Genomic DNA, 18,974 nt, shown 5'->3' on the forward strand with positions numbered 1-18,974 from the left:
GTGGAGCGGACAGCCGCGGTCACGGACACCGGCCCGTGGGGATGCGCGCGCTCTGAACGGCGGCGCGCCCCCCACGGGCCGGTCTTCATCGGTCACGGGACCGGCTCACTCGCCCTCACTGGCGTCGACGACCCGCCGGGCCAGGTCACGGAGCTTCACGTTCTCCCGCTGGGAGGTGCGCACGAGGCTGTCGAACGCCTCGGAGGCGTCGATGTCGAGCCGCTCCATCAGGATGCCGGTGGCCTGGCCGATCAGGTCCCGGGTGCGCATCGCCTCGGTGAGCTGCTCGCGCAGGGTCGCCGAGTCCAGCGCGATGCCCACGTGCGCGGTGAACAGCCGCCCCATCCGGGTGGCCGACTCGTCGAAGGCGCGGGGCTCCCGCGCGTACGCCGTCAGGACGGTCAGCCGCCGCCGGTCGGCACGCAGCCGCAGCGACAGCACCGACCGCAGCCCGAGGTCCGAGAGCGCGCGGTCCCCGTCCCCGTCCGCCGCGGCGCTGTCCTCGATCCGGGCCACCGGCGCCGTCCACAGCCGGTTCCAGTACGGGTGGTGCTCACGGCCCGCGTTCAGGGCGTCGGCGGAACGGACGACCTCGTCCGTCCAGGCCAGCGTCTGCCGGTGGGCCTTGGGCTCGATGACGGAGATCCCGGCGTACTCGACGCCGGGCAGGATGCGCACGGCCAGCCGGACGGCGGTGCGCAGGGTGGCACGGGGGCTCGATGTCTCGTGCAACTGCTGAGCGGCCGCCGTCAGGCCTTCCGCCAGCTCGAAACCCGTATCGGAACGGGACAATTCGGAAAACTCGAACGCAGCCACCACGAACCTCTTCGGCATGCAGGGCCAAACGGCCATGCGCAGGAGAGCTCCGCAGCACATTCCTGACTGCGAGCACAGGACGAAGAGCACTTTAGCCGCTTCGCCGATCTCGGGCGCCGCCCACCGGCCCGGCCCGCGGGCGGCGGCGGGGCACTCGCCCTACGCTGACCGCATGGCACCCAAAATCGCGACGAACACCTCTGTCTCCCTCGACGAGTTGCTGGACTTCGTACGCCCCCGCCACCGGGCCGTCCTGCTCACCCGCCGTGCCGACGGCGGTCCCCAGGGCTCCCCGCTGACCTGTGGTGTCGACGACTCGGGCCGCATCGTCGTCTCGACGTACCCCGAGCGTGCCAAGACGCGCAACGCCAGGCGGGACGAACGGGTGAGCCTGGTCGTCCTGAGCGACGAGTGGAACGGGCCCTGGGTCCAGGTCGACGGCACCGCCGAGGTGATCGACTCACCGGACTCCGTGGAGCCGCTCGTCGAGTACTACCGGAACATCGCCGGTGAGCATCCCGACTGGGAGGAGTACCGCGCGGCGATGCGCAAGCAGGCCAAGTCCCTCATCCGCATCACCCCGACCCGCTGGGGCCCCGTGGCGACGGGCGGCTTCCCGGCCCACCTGGCCCCGCAGGACTAGCCGGCCCGCCGACGGGCCACCACGTTTTTTCGCCCCCTCCGCCCCTACCCTTCCCGTACCCGGGGGCGCCGCCCCCGGCTCCCCGCTCCTCAAACGCCGGAGGGGCTGAAAACCACGCCGGTGAGGGACTGGGCCCGAGCCACCGCACACCCGCGGCCGGGATCCGGCGTGAGGGGCCGTGCCGGTACATCACATGCCCGTCGCCACCGACGCCCACATCTCCGTCCAACGGCGACGGGCGGATGTACCGGCACGGCCCCGACCCACCCACCGGCATCAGCCGGGCCTCGGCACCATCGCCTCGATGCCCGCGATCAACAGCTCCAGCGCGAACCCGAAGTCCCGCTCCCGCGTCTCCTCCCCGAGCCCCGCCACCCCGGCGAAGTGCGACCCGTACACGAACTGGAGCACGGCGGACATCGCCCCCGTCCACCCGTACGCCGGCATCCCGGTGTCCCTGATCACCCGCCGCACGCACACCGAGAACGCCACCGCCCGCGGCCCGATGTTCAGGAAGTTCCCGATCAGCCCCGACACCCACGGGTGGCGCACCAGCAGCGCCCGGTACCCGGTCGCCAGCCCCCGAAGCCGATCCCGCCAGTCGTCCTCCGACTCGGCCTCCGGCAGCTCCAGTTCACCGAGCACGGCGTCGAGCGCGAGCTCCAGCAGCTCGTCCTTGGTGTCGACGTACCAGTACACGGACATCGCGGTGACGTTCAGCTCGGCCGCCAGCCGGCGCATGGAGAACCCCGCGATCCCGTCCGCGTCCAGCAACCGCACCGTGGCCGCGGTGATCCGTTCCCGGTCGAGCCCGGACGGCCGGCCACCGCCCCGGGCGGCCCGGCCGCGGGGGGCACCGCCCTCCAGCCAGACACTGGTCCGCCCCGGCCGCTTCGCCCCGTCCGCTGCCCCCGCCATGGCGCACCTTCCTCGGAACTCGCCCATGGACCGGGCCGGACTCCCCGGTCACCCTCCCCGACGATGCTAAGCGGGCCCCTCGCGGCCCCGGCCGGCCCGAGGCCCGAAACAGCCACGGGAGCGACCCGGAACGGGCGGTGGCCCGGAGCGGACACGCTCCGGGCCACCGCCCGTTCACCCCGGTACCGGTCAGCTGTCGCCGGTCGGCCGGGTCAGGTCGTAGAAGGTGGCCGAACCCACCGTCACCTTCTTGAAGTTGGCCGTGACCCACGAGCTGATCTGCGAGGAGGTGGAGGCGCCGCCGGAGTTTCCGCCACCGCCCATGCCGCCGCCCATGCCACCGCCCGAGATGAAGTAGTGGATCCTGCCGTCCTTCACGTACTTCTTGAACTGGGCCAGGGTCGGGGACGGGTCGGTGCCGTTGAAGCCGCCGATCGCCATGACCGGCTTGCCGGTGGCCAGTTGGTAGCTCGCGGAGTTCTGGGAGCCGATCGCGGCGGCCGCCCAGGTGTAGTCCCCCGCGTTCTTCGACAGCAGCGCCTTCGCCTCGGAGCCGACGCTCGCGCCGTTCAGCAGTCCTCCGGCCCCGCCGCCACCGCCGGGCATACCGCCCTCGCCCGTACCGCCGCCGGGAATGCCGCCCTGCTGGTTCTGCCCCTGGCCCTGCCCCTGACCGTTGCCGTTGCCCTGCTGACCGGGGAACCCGCCGTTGCCGTCGCCCTGCTGGTTCTGGCCGCCGCCGGGGAAGCCGCCGGTGCCGCCCGTCGGGGGCTGGCCCGTGCCGCCGCCGGGCACGCCCTGCTGCCCGTTCGGCATGCCGCCGTTGCCGTTCTGCTGGTTCTGGCCGCCGGGGAAACCGCCCCGCGTGCCACCGCCGCCGCCGGGGAAACCACCCCGGCCGCCCATGCCCGCACCGGCCGGACCCGCCGTCACGATGGACCCGGTGTGCCCGGTGTCCACGGTGGAGAGCGTGTACGCCGTCGGGCCCGCGGCCGCCGCCACGAAGCCCAGCCCGGCTGCCGCGAGGGCGAGCCGCCTGCCCAGCCGGGCCACGAAGACCAGGCCGAGCGCGGCGGTCAGACCACCGACGAGGACCAGCCACTTGAGCCACGGCAGGTAGTCGGAGGTGCGGTTGAGCAGGACGTATCCCCAGGCCGCGGTCGCGGTGACCGAGCCGGCGAGGGTGAGCGCCGCCCACGCCCTGCCCCGCTCCTCCCACAGCGCCGTCGCGCCCGTGCCGACCACGGCGGCGATGTAGGGGGCCAGGGCCACCGTGTAGTACTGGTGGAAGATGCCGGCCATGTAGCTGAAGACCAGCATGGTCATCAGCAGCGCGCCGCCCCAGGCGAGGAACGAGGCACGGGCCAGGTCGGTCCGCTTCGCCTTCCGGGTCAGGACCAGGCCGCCCACCAGCAGGATCAGGGCCGCCGGGAGCAGCCAGGAGATCTGGCCGCCGACCTCGGTGTTGAACATGCGGTCCCAGCCGGTCTCGCCCCACATCCCGGTGCCACCGCCGCCGCCACCGCCTCCGACGCTGCCGGTCTCGTCGCCATTGATACGGCCGAGCCCGTTGTAGCCGAAGGTCAGCTCCAGGAAGGAGTTGTTCTGCGAACCGCCGATGTACGGGCGCGAGGACGCGGGCCACAGTTCGACGATCGCGACCCACCAGCCGCCGGCGACGGTCATCGCGACCGCCGAGAGGCCCAGTTGCGCGAACCGCCTGCGGACCGGCACCGGCGCGCAGACCGCGTACAGCACGGCCAGCGGCGGCAGGATCAGGAACGCCTGGAGTGTCTTGGTGAGGAAGGCGAGGCCGACCGCGGCACCCGCCCACAGGAGCCACTTCGTACGGCCGTCCTCCAGGCCACGGATCACGCAGTAGACCGTGACGGTCATGAGCAGCGCGAGCATCGCGTCCGGGTTGTTGAACCGGAACATCAGCGCGGCGACCGGGGTGAGCGCGAGGACCGCGCCGGCGATCAGACCCGCCGCGGCGCTGAAGCGGCGGCGTACGGCCGCGTACAGGACGCCGACCGTGGCCACGCCCATCAGCACCTCGGGGACGAGGATCGCCCAGGAGCCGAGGCCGAAGATCCGTACCGACAGGGCCATCGGCCACAGCGAGGCCGGGGGCTTGTCGACGGTGATGGCGTTGGCCGAGTCGAGCGAGCCGAAGAAGAGGGCCTTCCAGCTCTGGCTGCCGGCCTGCACGGCCGCGGAGTAGAAGGAGTTGGCGTACCCGGAGGCGCTCAGGCCGTACAGGTACAGCACCGCGGTGGCGAGCAGCAGGCCGAGGAGGGCGGGGCGCGCCCAGCGCGGGTCCTCGGGCCGGCCCCTCCAGACCCGCCGGAGGAGGGGCCGCCGGGACTCGCCGGCCCCGGGGGCGATCGGGGGCGGTGCCGAGGAGGGCGGGCCCCAGGCGTGACCGGAGGCGACGGTACCGCCGCCGGTGCCGGTGTCCGTCCCGATGCTCGTACCGGCACCGCTGCCGCTGTCGGCGGTCGTGTCGGGTCGTGTCGTCATCGCGCGTTCCTCGGATCGTGATCGTGCGGGCGCACCGCCTGCAACTGCATGGTCGAATCCCGCCGGGAGCGGTCCGTGGCCTCGTCGCCGCGGAACCGGCCGGTGTCGTGGGAGAAGCCGGTGTCGTGGGAGAAGGAGGCCGCCCCCGGGTACTGCGGCGGCGGGCCGGCGGCGTCGCCCTGCCGTGCGCCCGTCGTACGGAACGGCGGGAACGGCGGGGACGGCTGGTGCGAGGCCACCACGGGGGACGGTGCGGGCGTCCCGCCCCGCCGGTCGGGGAAGACCCAGGCGCGGAAGAGCAGGAAGCGCAGTACGGTCGCCGCGAGGTTGGCGGCGATGAGCACCGCCAGCTCGGTGGAGTGCGCGGGGTCGCTCGTCGCGGCATTGAGCGCGGCGAGCGATCCGCTGGTCAGGGTGAGCCCGATGCCGAAGACGACCAGGCCCTGCGCCTGGTGCCGGACGGCGCCGCCCCGGCCGCGTACGCCGAAGGTGAGCCGCCGGTTGGCCGCCGTGTTGGCGACCGCCGACACGAGCAGCGCGAGCGCGTTGGCGACCTGTGCCCCGGAGAAGGAGCGGAAGACGCTGTAGAGCAGCAGGTAGAAGAGGGTGGACAGGCCGCCGACGACGCAGAAGCCGACGAGCTGGCGGGCCAGGCCCTTGGGTACGCCGGTCAGCTCGCGGTCGCGCGGGTCGTCCCCGAAGGGGCGGGCGAGCCGGTCGAGCGAGAGCGAGCCGGTGGCCAGGGCGCGTCCCACCCGCCACACGCCCTTCAGGTCGTCGGTCGCGGTCCTCACGATGTGGACGGTCGAGTCCGGGTCGTCGACCCAGTCGACCGGCACCTCGTGGATGCGCAGCCCGGCCCGCTCGGCGAGCACCAGCATCTCGGTGTCGAAGAACCATCCGGTGTCCTCGACGAGCGGCAGCAGCACCTGGGCGACATCACGGCGGATCGCCTTGAAGCCGCACTGCGCGTCCGAGAAGCGGGCCTGGAGCGAGCCGCGCAGGATCAGGTTGTAGGCGCGGCTGATGAACTCCCGCTTGGCCCCCCGCACCACGCGGGAGGAGCGGGACAGCCGCGAGCCGATCGCGAGGTCCGAGTGGCCGGAGATCAGCGGGGCCACCAGCGGCAGCAGCGCGTTCAGGTCGGTGGACAGGTCCACGTCCATGTACGCGAGGACCGGCGCCTCGGACTGCGACCACACGGTCCGCAGCGCCCGGCCGCGGCCCTTCTGCTCCAGCCGGAAGGACCGGACCTCCGGGATCCGGGCCGCCAGCCCGGCCGCCACCAGCGGGGTGCTGTCCGTGGACGCGTTGTCCGCCACCGTGATGCGGAACGCGTACGGGAACGTGCGCCGGAGGTGGTCGTGCAGTCTGAGCACGCACGGCTGGAGGTCCTTCTCCTCGTTGTAGACGGGGATCACGACGTCCAGGACTGGCGTACCCGCGTCCGCGGCCGGGAGGTGCTCCCGCGCCGGCAGATCGCCGGGAGAAGAGTCGGTTCGCATGGGAACGACTCTCGTCAAGCCCCCTGTCGCACCCATGTGGTGGCGCTGTGCTGTGCCTGTGAGTGCGATTGCCAGTTCGTCTCGGGGTCCGGCCGCGGCGCGACGGGGCCGGGCGCGGGCAGGTGGACCGTGAACACGGTCCGCCCCGGGACGCTGTCCACGGTCACGGCGCCGTCGTGGGCGGTCGCGACGGCCTGCACGATGGCGAGCCCCAGACCGGTGGACCCGGTGGCCCGGGAGCGCGCGGAGTCGCCCCTGGCGAACCGCTCGAACACGTGCGGCAGCAGGTCGGGCGGGATTCCCTGGCCGTTGTCCTCCACGTCGACGCACATCCACGGCCCGCGCCGCTGGACACGCGCGGTGACCGTCGTACCGGGCGGGGTGTGCTTGCGGGCGTTGCCCAGCAGATTGACCAGCACCTGTTGGATCCGTGCCGCGTCCGCCGACACCAGCGCCGGTTCCTCGGGCAGGTCGAGCCGCCAGTTGTGGTCCATGCCCGCCGCGCGCGAGTCGCTGATGGTGTCCACCACGAGCGGGACGAGATCGGTCTGCTCGAACTGGAGGGGCCGTCCGGCGTCCAGGCGCGCGAGCAGCAGCAGGTCCTCCACGAGCAGCGTCATACGGCCCGCCTCGGACTCGATGCGGCCCAGGGCGTGCCGGGTGTCGGGACCGACCTGCTCGCGTCCGCGCCGGGTCAGCTCGGCGTACCCGCGGATGGAGGCGAGGGGGGTCCTGAGTTCATGGCTCGCGTCGGCGACGAACTGCCGTACCCGCATCTCGCTCTGCTGGCGGGCGTGCAGGGCGCCGTGCACGTGGTCGAGCATCCGGTTGAGCGCGGCACCGACCTGGCCGACCTCGGTGTGCTGGTCGGTCTCGGCCTCCGGGACGCGCTCGCTGAGGTTCACCTCACCGGTGTGCAGGGGGAGTTCGGAGACCCGGGTGGCGGTGGCGGCGACCTTGCGCAGGGGGCGGGTGGCGAGGCCGACGAGGACGTAACCGGCGATGACGGCCGCGCCGAGACCGGCGGCGGTGACGCTGGCCTCGACGATGACGAGGGTGTTGACGGTGTTGTTGACCTCGGCGGTCGGGAGGGCGACGTAGTACGCGCCACCGCCGTCCCGGCCCGTGACGTACTGGACGCGGTACTCGCCGAGGCCCGGAACGTCCACGGAGTGCGCCCGGCGGTCCTTAGCCACGGAGGCGACGGCCGCCTTCTGCGCCGCGTCGAGGTCGCGGGCGCTCATGTCCTTGAAGAAACCGTTGCTGTCGCTCCGCTGTTCGGAGACGGCGGCGCTGGCGATCTCGCCGTCCTCCACGTACGCGGCGATGGTCTTGGGCTGCGTCGGCGGCTGCTTGACGAACTTCGCGGCCTTGGCGCTCGCCGGCGTCCCATCGTCCGCGCCGGGACCGGTGTCCGGGACCGTGCTCCGGTCGCCCGGCGGCTGCTTGCCGTCCATGAGGCCGCCGACCGCGCGCATGGCGACGTCCTTCACCTTGTCGTCGAGCTGACGGTACAGATGGTCGTGCAGGGCGAGCGCGGTCACGGTGCCGATCACCGCGCACACGACGGCGATCAGCGCCACGGACGCGACGACGAGCCGCGTCCGCAGGGTCCTCGGCTGTCGTGCCCGCCTCTTCTGCGCTCGCGGCCGTCGTCGTCCGCTCATGACGTGGCGGGCTTGATCAGATAGCCGGCCCCGCGCCGGGTGTGGATCATCGGCTCGCGCCCGGCGTCGATCTTCCGGCGCAGGTACGAGATGTAGAGCTCAACCACGTTGGCCTGGCCGCCGAAGTCGTACGACCACACGCGGTCGAGTATCTGCGCCTTGCTCAGCACCCGGCGCGGGTTGCGCATCAGGAAGCGCAGCAGCTCGAACTCGGTCGCGGTGAGGTGGATGTTGTCCCCGCCGCGCGACACCTCGTGGCTGTCCTCGTCCAGGGTGAGGTCCCCGACGACGAGCACGGACTCGGAGCGCCGGTCGGCCGCGCCGGAGCGCCGGATCAGACCGCGCAGCCGGGCCACGACCTCCTCCAGGCTGAACGGCTTGGTGACGTAGTCGTCGCCACCAGCGGTGAGGCCGGCGATGCGGTCCTCGACCGCGTCCTTGGCCGTCAGGAACAGCACCGGGACGTCGGGCTGCTCCCGGCGGAGCCGGCCGAGCACCGTCAGGCCGTCCATGTCGGGCAGCATCATGTCGAGCACCACGGCGTCGGGCCGGAACTCGCGCGCGGTCTGCACCGCGCCCGTCCCGTCACCCGCGCTGCGGATCTGCCAGCCTTCGTAGCGAAGGGCCATGGACAGCAGCTCGGTGATCGACAGCTCGTCGTCCACCACAAGCACCCGGACGGGGCTCCCGTCCGGCCTCAGCAGTTCGGTGCGCCCCTGGGGCGAGGTCGTGGTCATGGTGGACACCTTGGCGGGCGCCGCTGAGAGCACCCTTTCGGCAACCTGTGATTTTCCTGAGAAACGCACAGGTGCCTCTCAGGAAGCTCCTGGGTACTCCCTTGCCGGCGTCAGCGGAGGCCGAAGAGACGGGCTCCGTTCCCGAAGCAGACCGCCCGCAGCCAGTCGTCGCCCAGCCCGAGCCGTTCCAGCGCGCGCAGCTGGTGGACGTACGGGTACGGGATGTTGGGGAAGTCCGTGCCGAGGAGCACCCGGTCCCCGAGGTCCGCGAGCCGGGGCAGCAGTGCGGGCGGGAACGGCGCGAGCCGCTCGCTGAAGTCGGTGAACGCCATGGTCGTGTCGAGCCGCACCCCGTCGTACCGCTCGGCGAGGCCGAGGAAGTCCTCGTACTCGGGCATCCCCATGTGCGCGAAGACGAACCGCAGCCGGGGATGCCGGCGAAGGACGGCCGCGGCCGGTCCCGGGCCGGTGTGCTTGCCGGGCGAGGGCCCCGAACCGCAGTGGATGACCACCGGGACGCCCGCCTCGGCCAGCAGTCCCCAGGCCGGGTCGAGGAGTTCGTCCGCCGGGTCGTACGCCCCCACCTGCACGTGCGCCTTGAAGACGCGCGCGCCGGCCTCCACCGCCTCGCGCACGTAACCCTCGACGCCCGGCTCGGGGAAGAGGGTCGAGGTGTGCAGGCAGTCCGGGGTGCGCCGGGCGAAGTCGACGGCCCAGGAGTTGAGCCACTCGGCCATGCCCGCCTTGTGCGGGTAGAGCATCGCCGTGAAGGCGCGCACCCCGAACCCCCGGATCAGCGCCAGGCGTTCGGCCTCGTCCGCGCGGTAGGCGATCGGCCACTCGATGCCGCCGGTGAGCTCACCGACCCCGTCGAAGTAGGCCCACACCTTGCGCAGCACCCGCTCGGGCATGAAGTGCGTGTGGACGTCGACGAGCCCGGGCAGCCCGAGCCCTTCCCAGAAGCGCCGCACCTCCCGCGCCTCGTCCCGCACGCCCTCGCCCGTCGCGCCCTCCCGGTCAGCCGTCGGCACGCTCGAACCCATGGCTCCGCTCGACCTTGGCGATGTGCAGGGTGTAGCGCTCGTACCAGTCGGCCCGGCCGCGCCGCTGTGCCGCCCGGTGCTCGGCGTGCGCGCTCCACTCCTTGATGGCGGCCTCGTCCCGGAAGTACCCGACGCTGATGGCCAGTCCGCCCGGGGTCCGCGCGTAGTCCATCCCCAGATAGCCCGGGATCTCCTTGACCAGCTCGTCCATCCGCTCGGCGGTCTCCGCGTACCCGCCGTCGTCCTCCGTCCGTACGGAGGTGAACACGGCGGCGTAGTAGGGGGGTTCGTGGGCCGCGACAGGCGCGGGAAGGTGATCGCTCATGTCCGCCACTCTCCTTGCGGGCGTCACCCGTCGTCCAGCGCCTTTCCGAACGGGATCCAAAAGGGATCGAAGTCTTGACCATCCGCCCCGCCGCACGCCCCCCTCCCTCTCTCCCTCTCCCTCCCCCGCCCTCCCTTCAGAACAGGCCGTCCTGAACCCCGGTGTCCGCCGCGGGCGGCTCCCTCACGGGAAAGGTGATCCCCGGGCCCGGATCCGCGTCCGCAGCCGCGGCCCGGACTCCGGTCAGGTCCCACCCCGTCATCAGCCGGGTGTCGAGGACGACGGCTCCCCGTCCGGTGAGGAGGTGGAGGTCGGGGCCCGCGGCACCGAGCAGCTCGCCGTCGACGGAGCCTCCCGCGGCCAGTTCGCGCACGACCACCTGGACGGGCCCGAGCCCGGCGAGCCCGAACAGCTCCGTGTGGTCCACGGGCTCGAAGGGGGCCCGCGCGAGCGACTCCGGCCAGCCGGCGAGTCCCCCGGCCCGCTCGTGCAGTTCCCGGATCTCGGCGACGCGCTCCCCGGGCCCCGGCAGCACCGGCCGCACCGCCCGCTTGTCCGCGTACGGGATCCGGTCCGGCACCCCGAGCGCGGCCCGCAGCAGTTCCTCGGCCCGGCGCGCGGCCATCAACGGCCCCTGCCCCAGCCAGCTGAAGGTGACGGCGCCCTGCTCCATGAGCCGGACGGAACCCCGATCGACCCGCGTGATCCCCACCTTGACCAGGCCGGGCCCGAACCACGCGAGGTACACGCGGTACGGCCGCGGGTCATCGGCCAGCGTGTCGGCGGCGACGAAGTGCGCACGGTCCAGCCGCGCGCACTCCTCGCACCGCCCGCCCGTGCCGCGCGGTGACACGACGGCCCGCACCGGACACGCGTTCCCCCGAGCCCCGACGCATGTCCGCACACCCCCGTCCACGACACCGAACGCGACCCGCCGCCCCCGGACCAGCGGACTCGTCCGCCCCCCGCCCCACACCAGCACGGCCCCGTCCCCCGACCACCGCACCCCCGAACACACCCACACCCGCCGCACACGACGACAGTAGGCCCTCCCACCGACACGGGCAGGGCCCCGGCAGAGTCGCCCGCGCTCCCCTGAACAGGTCGGCCGGTGCGGCCGTACCGCTGGGGGGCGACACCAAGAGCATCGGCGGCCCTGGGAAACCGCGGCGACCACTGCGGTCGTGTCCACAACAGTGGAACCATCCCAGGGCTGTTGACGTGCAAAGACATGGATCGCCTGGAATCCCGTCCCGGGACGGGACGGACCGACACGAGCGGAGGTGGGCTCGGGCCATGGCCGCGGCCGACGAGGACGTGACGAGGTTCGCGGAGCTGCTGGCGCGCCTCAAGACCCGTACGGATCGCAGCTACGCGGCCCTGGCCCGGCGCCTCGACATGAACGCCTCCACGCTGCACCGCTATTGCGCGGGCGAGGCCGTGCCGCTGGACTTCGGTGTGGTGGAGCGGTTCGCGGCGCTGTGCGGGGCCTCGCGCCAGGAGCGCGTGGAGCTGCACCGCCTGTGGATCCTCGCGGTCGCGGAGCGACGACGGTCCCGCCCGACGGCCGCCCGACCGCGCCGGACGGCCGAGGGCGCGTCCGGGGGTGCATCCGGGAGCACGTCCGGGGGCGAACCGAACGCACCGGAACGTGCCGCGGAGAGCGGTGCGGAGGGGAACGCGGAGGACGGCACGGGCGGGGGCCCCGGCAACAGCACGGAACGGGGCGCGGGCGGAAGCGCAGGCGCGGAAAGCCGCACGGACAGCCTCGCGGAGCACGACACGGACGGCGGAGCGGACGGCGGAGCTGACGGCGGCACGGACAGCCGCGCGAAGGGGCGCGCAGCAGAGCGCGGCGGGACTTCCGCGCCCCTCGCCGGACCGGCGCCCCTCGCGGAACCCACTCCGGACGCGGCGGGGGCGGCGGACGCGCCCGGCACGTCAGGCACGACGCCCGCGCCGGTCGCCCCGGTCGCACCGCCCGGCACCGCGCGTGAGCGGTCCCCCCGCGCCTGGTACCGGCGGCGCCCGGCCGTCGTGTCGGCCGTCCTGGGCACCGCGTTCCTCCTGACCACCGCGGGGTTCGCGGCGTTCTCCGCGTTCCCGGGGTCCCCGGCCCACGGTTCGCCCGGCAGCGGAGCGTCGTCGCGCCGCGGTCCGTCGGTGTCGCCCACCGGCACCTCGGCACAGCCGTCCAGCCCGGTCGTCCCGTTCACCTGGACCGTGAACTCCCATGTGTGGAAGGACGACTGCAGCCACGACTACGTCATCGAAAAACCCCCGGGACAGGTCCCCCCGCCCCCGTCCGCCCAGGACGCCGAGGTGTGGGCGACCGCGCAGGACGCGGCGCACGGCGGGGAGACGATCGTCCGCGTGGCGGTCCAGGGGCGTTCCTCGGCCGCCGTCGTCCTGGAGGCCCTGCACGTCCGCGTCGTGCGCCGTGCCGCGCCCCCGGGTGACGGATCCTTCGTCTACGACACGTCCCTGGGCTGCAGCCCGGGCATCACGCCGACGGCCTTCACGGTGGCCCTCGACGCGCACACCCCCGTCCCGCGGGCCGTACCCGGCCGCAGAGGGGACAAGATCCTGCCGGCGAGGCGCCTCCCGTACCGGGTCTCCGTGGAGGACCCGGAGGTGCTGCTGATCAAGGCGCGGACCGAGCACTGCGCGTGCGACTGGTACCTCGACCTCGACTGGTCCTCGCAGGGCCGCACGGGCACCACCCGGCTCGACGACCACGGCCGTCCCTTCCGCACCGCCGGTGTCACCGGGCTCCCCCGCTACCGGTACGCCGACCCGCCCCGGCGCTGGATGCCGGAGGCCCCCCAGCGGTACTGAGCCCTCTTTTCCGTTCCGGCCCCGAACGCCGCCCCGACCGAACCGCTCACGGTTCCCGAGGGGTTGGCCCCACCCGCTCACGCCAAAGGCCCCACCGGTTCAACCGGCGGGGCCTTTGATCTGTGTGCACTCGGCAGGATTCGAACCTGCAACCTTCTGATCCGTAGTCAGATGCTCTATCCGTTAAGCTACGAGTGCTTGTTCTGTTTTTGTTCTTGTCTCCGCTCCCGGGGCTTTTCCCCCGCTCGCGGCGACAGGAAGAACATTACATGACTGCCGCCGCCATGTGAAATCCATTCCCCTCACCCCTTGTGAGCTGGGAAAACGCGGTTCCGGGTGCTCGCGGTCGCCCTGGACGCCACCGCGCACGGCAGCTCTCGCGGACCCCTGGAACGCCGAAACCCCGGTCCAGTGGACCGGGGTTTCGGATCTTCGGGCGGAGGCGGAGGGATTTGAACCCTCGATGGGATTGAAGTCCCAAACCGCATTAGCAGTGCGGCGCCATAGACCGGACTAGGCGACGCCTCCCGCACAACCCCTCACGCAAGCGCGAGTGGTGCGTGCAGATGATGACACAGGCGAGTGCCGCGTCACCAATCGCCCCCCACGGTACTAGGCAGATGCGCCGCACTGCAAAGCCTCGCCGGACACGCAACCGGACGGGTCGCTCCGCGTTAGGCAGGTCATGTTGCGCCGACTGCTCCTCGCCGCCGCCGTGTCCGCCACCGCCGCGCTCTCCTCCGTGTCCGGCGCCGTCGCCGGCACCCCCGCCGACGCCCCCGGCGCGCTCCCCGTACCCCTGGTGTCCCCGTCCGTCCCCTCCACCGCGTCCGCGGGCGGAACGTCGCCGCTGTTCCCCGCCGGGCCGCCGTCGTCACCGGCCCTCGCCGCCGTGCGCGGAGTCGTCCTCCCGGCGCTCATGCCCCCGCCGGCCCGTCCGGACGACTCCTCGGACCGGCTGACCGTGACCGTGGACGGCGTGGGCGGCGGCGCGGACGGAACGTTCGAGCTGGAGTGCCACCCCGCCGGCGGCACCCACACCCGTGCGGCGGAGGCCTGCGACCGGCTGGACCGGATGACCACCTGGGGCAAGGACACCTTCGCCCCGGTGCCGCCGGACAGCCTGTGCACGATGGTCTACGGGGGCCCGGCCACCGCGCGGGTCACGGGGACCTGGGCGGGGCGCCCCGTCGACGCGCGCTACGACCGCTCGAACGGCTGCGAGATCTCGCGCTGGAACGCCCTGGTCCCCGTCCTGCCCGGCGCCCGCTCCTAGGTCCCGCCCGACGCCCGCCCCCTAGAGCCCGTCCGGCGGTTCCCGTCCGTCCGGCCCCGGCCCGGGCGGGCCGAGGACACGGTGGAGTCACAGTGATCTCACGGTGCTCTCACGGTTCCGTACGGTGAAATGCGTGGTCACAGGTTTTGCTCCGCTTCCGCCTCTCATATGTGTGCGACCTCCCTCTCATCCGGCATCGCGAGCGCAACCTCTGCCCGTAGACTCCCTCGCGTGACACGCCGCGGGCCGGTTGGCAAGATGGCCTCCGCGGTCGGCAAGGTGCGGTAACAGGGAGGAAGCGTCTCGTGAGCAGCAGGCCATCCCGAGGCGCTGCTCGCCTCGCAGCCATACTGGACGCGCTGCCGGATGCGTTGGTCCTGGTCAACACCAACGGGACCGTCGTCAACGCCAACACGATCGCCCTGGAGGCCTTCGAGGCCCCGGGCACGGCCCTGGTGGGCCGCGGGCTGCTCGATCTGCTCCCCGAGTTCGACTCCAGGCTGATCCCCGGCTCCATGCGGCGCCCCGACACCACCGACGAGCGCGGGCGCACCAAGCCGACCCGGATGGTCGCGCGGCGGACCGACGGCTCGGAGTTCCCGGTCGAGGTCACCAGCGCGAACCTGGAGAGCGGCCAGCAGGCCTACGCCAACCACGGCCCCACCCCCGACGAACTGCTGATGCTCGTCGTGCGCGACCTGTCGGGCACCGTCGACACCGAGGCCGAGCTCGCGCGTTCGCAGCGCCAGACCGAGATGATCCTGCGCGCGGCGGCCGAGGGTGTCGTCGGGACGGACACCGACGGACGGGTCGTCCTCGTCAACCCCGCCGCCGCCCAGATCCTCGGATACCGGGCCAGCGATCTCGGCGGCAGGGAACTGCACACCCTGGTCCTGCACTCGCGGGCGGACGGCGAGCCCTTCCCCTACTCGGATTCGCCGCTCGCCGACACGCTGCGCTCCGGGCGCAAGCACCGGGTGCGCGGGCAGGTGCTGTGGTCGAAGTCCGGGGACAAGGTTCCGGTCGACCTGACGACGTCTCCGGTGCGCGACGGGGACCAGCTCGTCGGCGCCGTCATGACCTTCACCGACCGGCGCCCGTACGACACCCTGGTCGAGGAGAAGGAAGCGGCCGCCGCCCGGCACGCCGAGGAGCTGGAGCGGATAGGCGAGGAGCACGCCGCCGAGCTGGAGGAGCTGCGGGAGCGGCACACCGCCGAGCTCGCCGAACTGACCGAGGGGCACGAGGAGGAACTCGCCTCCGGCGAGGAGCGGTACGCGGCGCTCGGCGAGCGGGAGAAGGACCGCTACGAGGCACTGGCCGCCCGGCACGAGCAGCTGCTCGCCGTCCTCGGCCACTCCCTGCGCGGCCCCCTCGACCAGCTCCGCGGCGAACTCGCCAAGCTGGCCGCCGACGACGCGGGGCAGCTCTGGCCGGAGGCCAACCAGGTGCTCCACCACCTCTCGGCCGGCTACTCGCGGATCACGACGCTCGTCGACAACGTCCTCGGCTACCAGCGGCTGGACGCGGGCGTGGAGACGCTCTTCCGTACGAACGTGATGCTGGACGCCGTGGTCGCGGCCGGTGTCGAGGGCGCCGTGGAGCTGATCGGTCCCGGACGCGTGCAGTTCGCCGTGCACGCGCCGCCCATCGAGGCCGAGGTGGACCCGCAGCGTCTCGCGCGCGCCCTCGCCCACCTGGTCGCGGACGTCGCGGGCGTCGACGCGACCGGCAACGCGCCGGTGTCGACGGGCGGTTACATGGACAACACGGTCGTCGTGGCGGCGGCGCAGCGCGGCGAGGTCGTCCGCATCGAGGTGCGCGGTCCGTACGCCGGGGGAGACCCGGTGCACGAGCCGATCGTGCGCGGGATCGTGCGCGCGCACGGCGGTGTGCTCCAGACGCACGAGGTGCCGGGGATGAGCGGCAGCGCGTACGTCCTGGAGGTGCCCATCGGGGGCGGGGCGGGCGTGGTTCCGCTCGACGCCGTTCCGTCGGTCGGCGCCGAGATCGCCCTTCCCGAGCAGGACCCGCGACAGGCCCTGCAGCAGGCCCCGCAGCAGAGCGGTGGCCGGCGGCGGGCCCGGCGGGCCTCGACAGACGCCTTCCTGGAGGGCGAGGAGTCGGGGGAGTCCGCTCCGAACGCCCTGGAGGCGGCCGGCGCGACCCTTCCCACCGGGCGCCGTCGTCGGCGTGCCGTGGAGGAGCAGGCGGCGGGCGAGCCGGCGGTTCCCGCGCAGGAGCAGCCGGGCGACGCCGACGAGGGCGGCTCCGGCGGTAGCGGGCGGCGCCGTGGCCGGCCCAGTCCCGCCGAGGGCACGGGCGACGCCGTCGGCACGCCCGACGGGGTGGCCGAGGGCGCGGTCGTGATGGCGGGCGAGCACGGGGCGGGAACCGCGGCCGTGGGATCCGGCCTGGGCGGGACGGTGCCGCCTCAGGGGGTGCCGGTGCCCTCCGGGCGGCGCGCGCGCCGTGACGGCGAGCAGAACGCGCTGCCGGCGGCACCCTCCGCGGCGGCGCCGGAGAACGGTCCCGAGGAGAACGACGGCACCACCGACGAGGCGGGCCGGCCGACCGGGCGGCGCCGCCGTGCGCTGGCCGCGGCGGCCGAGAGTGCCGACGCGCAGGAGACGGGCGCCCGCACGGTGTTCGCGCTGCCTCCGGCGGAGGCGGACCAGTCGCCGGAGTACGTCCAGGCCGCGGCGCAGGTGCAGGCCGCCCAGGCGCAGGCGGCCGAGGCCCACGCCGCCGAGGTCCAGGCCGCTCAGGCGCAGGCGGCCCAGGCGGCCCAGGCGCAGGTGCAGGCCCAGGTCGCGCTGGCGCAGCAGCCCGACGGCCGTCACGACGCGATGCGGCACGACCCCGACGACGATCACACCCCGCCGCAGCCGCACCCGGCCGACGCCCCGACGGGCCGTCGGCGTGCCCGTCAGCTCGCCGGGCCGGCTCCCGAGGCGGCGCCCGGCACGCCCGCACAGGCGCTCCCGGCACCGGGCGTCCCCGGACAGCCGGTCCCGGCCCAGGGCGTCCCCGGACAGCCTGTCCCCGCGCAGGCGCTGCCCGCACCGGCCGTCCCCGTTCCCGCCGTCCCCGGACAGGCCGTGCCCGCGCAAGGACTTCCCGCGCAGGCCGTTCCCGGACAGCCGGTGCCCGCGCTCGGACAGCCGGTGCCCGCGCAGGGACTCCCCCCGCAGGCCGTCCGGGTCGCCGCGCCCGCCGGTCAGCCGGTTCCCGCCGGCCTGCCCGCCGTCGTCGCGCAGCCGGGTTCCGCGCCCGTTCCGGCGGCGCAGCCCTGGCCCGACGCGAACACCGCCGGTGCCGGCGCGCAGCCCGCTCTCCCGGCGGCCCCGGCCGACCGGGCGGCTCCCGCCCCGCTGCCCCCGGAGCGCCCGGCCGCGCGGACGGCCCAGCCGCTGCCCGCCGAGACGGCGCCCTCGGCCGACCCCAACTCGACGCAGGGCCGTGCCATAAGCGTGCGCACGCTCGGCCAGGGCGTCCCGTTCACCCGTCAGGTCGCGGCGGACCGGCCGGGCGGCGGTGTCCAGACCGCGACTCCTCCCCCGCACGCGACGAGCGGCGCGGGCCGCCGCCGCAAGCTCGGCACTCCGCCCGAGCCCGCCGCCGAACGCCCGGAGACCGCCACTCCCGCCCTTCCGCAGGCCGCCCAGCCCGCCGGAGGACCCCGGCGGCCCGGCACCACCGAGGGCGCCGGACGGTCCTACGCCATAGGCGCGCCCGACGAGAACGCCGCCGAGGGTCCCGAGCCGCTCGACGGTCCCGGTGGCGCCGTCGAGGTCGCCGACCCGCCGCAGCTGCGGCCCGTGGACGACGAGCTGCCCCCGGAGCCCCTGGACAACCCGCGGCGGCTGCTCGTGTGGCCGGCGCCCGACGCCGGCACCCAGCAGGCGCTGAGCGACCGCGGCTACCGGCCGGTCGTCGTGAACTCGCGCGAGGAGGTCGACGCGCAGATCGCCGCGTTCCCCGCCGCGCTGTTCGTCGACCCGCTGACCGGGCCGATCACCCGCACGGCGCTGCAGTCGCTGCGCCAGGCCGCCGTGGCGGCCGAGGTTCCCGTCCTGGTGACGGCCGGCCTCGGACAGGCGACGCGCGAGGAGGCGTACGGCGCCGACCCCGCCGTGCTCCTGAAGGCGCTCGCGCCGCGCGACTCCGAGCAGCACCCGCCGCGCGTACTGCTCATCGAGGAGCACGCGGAGATCGCGCTCGCGCTGACGGCGACGCTGGAGCGGCGCGGGATGCAGGTCGCGCGCGCCTCGACGGACGAGGACGCGGTGACCCTGGCCGCGCAGATGCGGCCGAACCTCGTGGTGATGGACCTGATGCAGGTACGGCGCCGACAGGCCGGGATCGTGGACTGGCTGCGTGCGAACGGGCAGTTGAACCGCACGCCGCTCGTCGTCTACACCGCCGCCGTCGACGCGTCCGAACTGCCGCGGCTGGCCGCGGGGGAGTCGGTGCTGTTCCTCGCCGAACGCTCGACGAGCGACGAGGTCCAGGAGCGGATCGTCGACCTCCTGGCCCGCATCGGCACCAACTAGGGCCTGCCGGGCCGGGCGCTCCGGGTCCTGTCGGGCCGGGCGGTGCGGCCCCGTGCCCGTACCGGCGTGAAACGCGTGTGTGCCGGGCGGGGGACCCTGGGGTCCCCCGCCCGGCACATGTCGTTCA

At 73.8% G+C, this 18,974-nt stretch carries 13 protein-coding genes and 2 tRNA genes; 4 read left to right on the top strand and 11 right to left on the bottom strand.

Going from position 1 to position 18,974, the window contains the following annotated elements:
• Positions 1-105 precede the first annotated feature (105 nt).
• Complete coding sequence (locus ACFW6B_RS12855) at positions 106-834, bottom strand: ANTAR domain-containing protein (RefSeq protein ID WP_386595348.1); 729 nt, start codon at positions 832-834, stop codon at positions 106-108.
• Between the two features lie 154 nt (positions 835-988).
• Here ACFW6B_RS12855 and ACFW6B_RS12860 point away from each other — a divergent pair, with 154 nt between their 5' ends.
• Positions 989-1,459 (top strand): PPOX class F420-dependent oxidoreductase, encoded by a 471-nt coding sequence (locus tag ACFW6B_RS12860; RefSeq protein WP_386595063.1) that lies wholly within the window; start codon positions 989-991, stop codon positions 1,457-1,459.
• Between the two features lie 276 nt (positions 1,460-1,735).
• Here the strand turns inward: ACFW6B_RS12860 and ACFW6B_RS12865 are convergent, their stop codons facing one another.
• The 8 genes from ACFW6B_RS12865 to ACFW6B_RS12900 all read right to left on the bottom strand — a co-directional run bounded on the left by ACFW6B_RS12865 (position 1,736) and on the right by ACFW6B_RS12900 (position 11,210).
• Entirely contained in the window at positions 1,736-2,377 is a 642-nt protein-coding gene (locus tag ACFW6B_RS12865; RefSeq protein ID WP_386595065.1) for a TetR/AcrR family transcriptional regulator, read from the bottom strand.
• 189 nt (positions 2,378-2,566) lie between these two features.
• Complete coding sequence (locus tag ACFW6B_RS12870) at positions 2,567-4,900, bottom strand: ArnT family glycosyltransferase (RefSeq protein ID WP_386595067.1); 2,334 nt, start codon at positions 4,898-4,900, stop codon at positions 2,567-2,569.
• On the bottom strand, positions 4,897-6,405 hold the full coding sequence (locus ACFW6B_RS12875) for a glycosyltransferase (protein ID WP_386595069.1): 1,509 nt from the start codon (positions 6,403-6,405) through the stop codon (positions 4,897-4,899). The genes ACFW6B_RS12870 and ACFW6B_RS12875 overlap by 4 nt, the downstream gene beginning before the upstream one ends.
• Positions 6,406-6,419: 14 nt before the next feature.
• On the bottom strand, positions 6,420-8,072 hold the full coding sequence (locus ACFW6B_RS12880; RefSeq protein ID WP_386595072.1) for an ATP-binding protein: 1,653 nt from the start codon (positions 8,070-8,072) through the stop codon (positions 6,420-6,422).
• Positions 8,069-8,809, bottom strand: coding sequence for a response regulator transcription factor (locus ACFW6B_RS12885; protein WP_361682791.1), 741 nt, complete (start codon positions 8,807-8,809; stop codon positions 8,069-8,071). Before ACFW6B_RS12885 ends, ACFW6B_RS12880 begins: the two co-directional genes overlap by 4 nt.
• A gap of 110 nt (positions 8,810-8,919) precedes the next feature.
• A complete protein-coding gene (locus tag ACFW6B_RS12890; RefSeq protein ID WP_386595074.1) occupies positions 8,920-9,852 on the bottom strand; it encodes an amidohydrolase family protein in 933 nt (310 codons plus the stop codon).
• A complete protein-coding gene (locus ACFW6B_RS12895) occupies positions 9,827-10,177 on the bottom strand; it encodes an antibiotic biosynthesis monooxygenase family protein (protein WP_386595076.1) in 351 nt (116 codons plus the stop codon). The genes ACFW6B_RS12890 and ACFW6B_RS12895 overlap by 26 nt, the downstream gene beginning before the upstream one ends.
• Positions 10,178-10,313: 136 nt before the next feature.
• A complete protein-coding gene (locus ACFW6B_RS12900; protein WP_386595077.1) occupies positions 10,314-11,210 on the bottom strand; it encodes a DUF2797 domain-containing protein in 897 nt (298 codons plus the stop codon).
• A gap of 263 nt (positions 11,211-11,473) precedes the next feature.
• Between ACFW6B_RS12900 and ACFW6B_RS12905 the strand changes: the two genes are divergently transcribed.
• A complete protein-coding gene (locus ACFW6B_RS12905) occupies positions 11,474-13,015 on the top strand; it encodes a helix-turn-helix domain-containing protein (protein ID WP_386595079.1) in 1,542 nt (513 codons plus the stop codon).
• 125 nt (positions 13,016-13,140) lie between these two features.
• On the opposite strand, the gene ACFW6B_RS12910 is transcribed toward ACFW6B_RS12905, so the two are convergent.
• Positions 13,141-13,213: transfer RNA gene (locus ACFW6B_RS12910), tRNA-Arg, on the bottom strand.
• A 239-nt stretch (positions 13,214-13,452) separates the two neighbouring features.
• Positions 13,453-13,543: transfer RNA gene (locus ACFW6B_RS12915), tRNA-Ser, on the bottom strand.
• Between the two features lie 157 nt (positions 13,544-13,700).
• Here ACFW6B_RS12915 and ACFW6B_RS12920 point away from each other — a divergent pair.
• Together ACFW6B_RS12920 and ACFW6B_RS12925 are read left to right on the top strand one after the other, a co-directional pair.
• Entirely contained in the window at positions 13,701-14,291 is a 591-nt protein-coding gene (locus tag ACFW6B_RS12920) for an SSI family serine proteinase inhibitor (protein ID WP_386595081.1), read from the top strand.
• A 305-nt stretch (positions 14,292-14,596) separates the two neighbouring features.
• Complete coding sequence (locus ACFW6B_RS12925; protein WP_386595084.1) at positions 14,597-18,847, top strand: PAS domain-containing protein; 4,251 nt, start codon at positions 14,597-14,599, stop codon at positions 18,845-18,847.
• Positions 18,848-18,974: the final 127 nt, after the last annotated feature.

It is taken from the genome of Streptomyces sp. NPDC058751, assembly GCF_042746485.1.
GTDB lineage: Bacteria > Actinomycetota > Actinomycetes > Streptomycetales > Streptomycetaceae > Streptomyces.

What these genes read in the sequence shown, in the direction of transcription:
- ACFW6B_RS12855 (WP_386595348.1), bottom strand. Translation starts at nt 834, where the DNA reads ATGCCGAAGAGGTTCGTGGTGGCTGCGTTCGAGTTTTCCGAATTGTCC.
- ACFW6B_RS12860 (WP_386595063.1), top strand. Translation starts at nt 989, where the DNA reads ATGGCACCCAAAATCGCGACGAACACCTCTGTCTCCCTCGACGAGTTG.
- ACFW6B_RS12865 (WP_386595065.1), bottom strand. Translation starts at nt 2,377, where the DNA reads ATGGCGGGGGCAGCGGACGGGGCGAAGCGGCCGGGGCGGACCAGTGTC.
- ACFW6B_RS12870 (WP_386595067.1), bottom strand. Translation starts at nt 4,900, where the DNA reads ATGACGACACGACCCGACACGACCGCCGACAGCGGCAGCGGTGCCGGT.
- ACFW6B_RS12875 (WP_386595069.1), bottom strand. Translation starts at nt 6,405, where the DNA reads ATGCGAACCGACTCTTCTCCCGGCGATCTGCCGGCGCGGGAGCACCTC.
- ACFW6B_RS12880 (WP_386595072.1), bottom strand. Translation starts at nt 8,072, where the DNA reads ATGAGCGGACGACGACGGCCGCGAGCGCAGAAGAGGCGGGCACGACAG.
- ACFW6B_RS12885 (WP_361682791.1), bottom strand. Translation starts at nt 8,809, where the DNA reads ATGACCACGACCTCGCCCCAGGGGCGCACCGAACTGCTGAGGCCGGAC.
- ACFW6B_RS12890 (WP_386595074.1), bottom strand. Translation starts at nt 9,852, where the DNA reads ATGGGTTCGAGCGTGCCGACGGCTGACCGGGAGGGCGCGACGGGCGAG.
- ACFW6B_RS12895 (WP_386595076.1), bottom strand. Translation starts at nt 10,177, where the DNA reads ATGAGCGATCACCTTCCCGCGCCTGTCGCGGCCCACGAACCCCCCTAC.
- ACFW6B_RS12905 (WP_386595079.1), top strand. Translation starts at nt 11,474, where the DNA reads ATGGCCGCGGCCGACGAGGACGTGACGAGGTTCGCGGAGCTGCTGGCG.
- ACFW6B_RS12920 (WP_386595081.1), top strand. Translation starts at nt 13,701, where the DNA reads ATGTTGCGCCGACTGCTCCTCGCCGCCGCCGTGTCCGCCACCGCCGCG.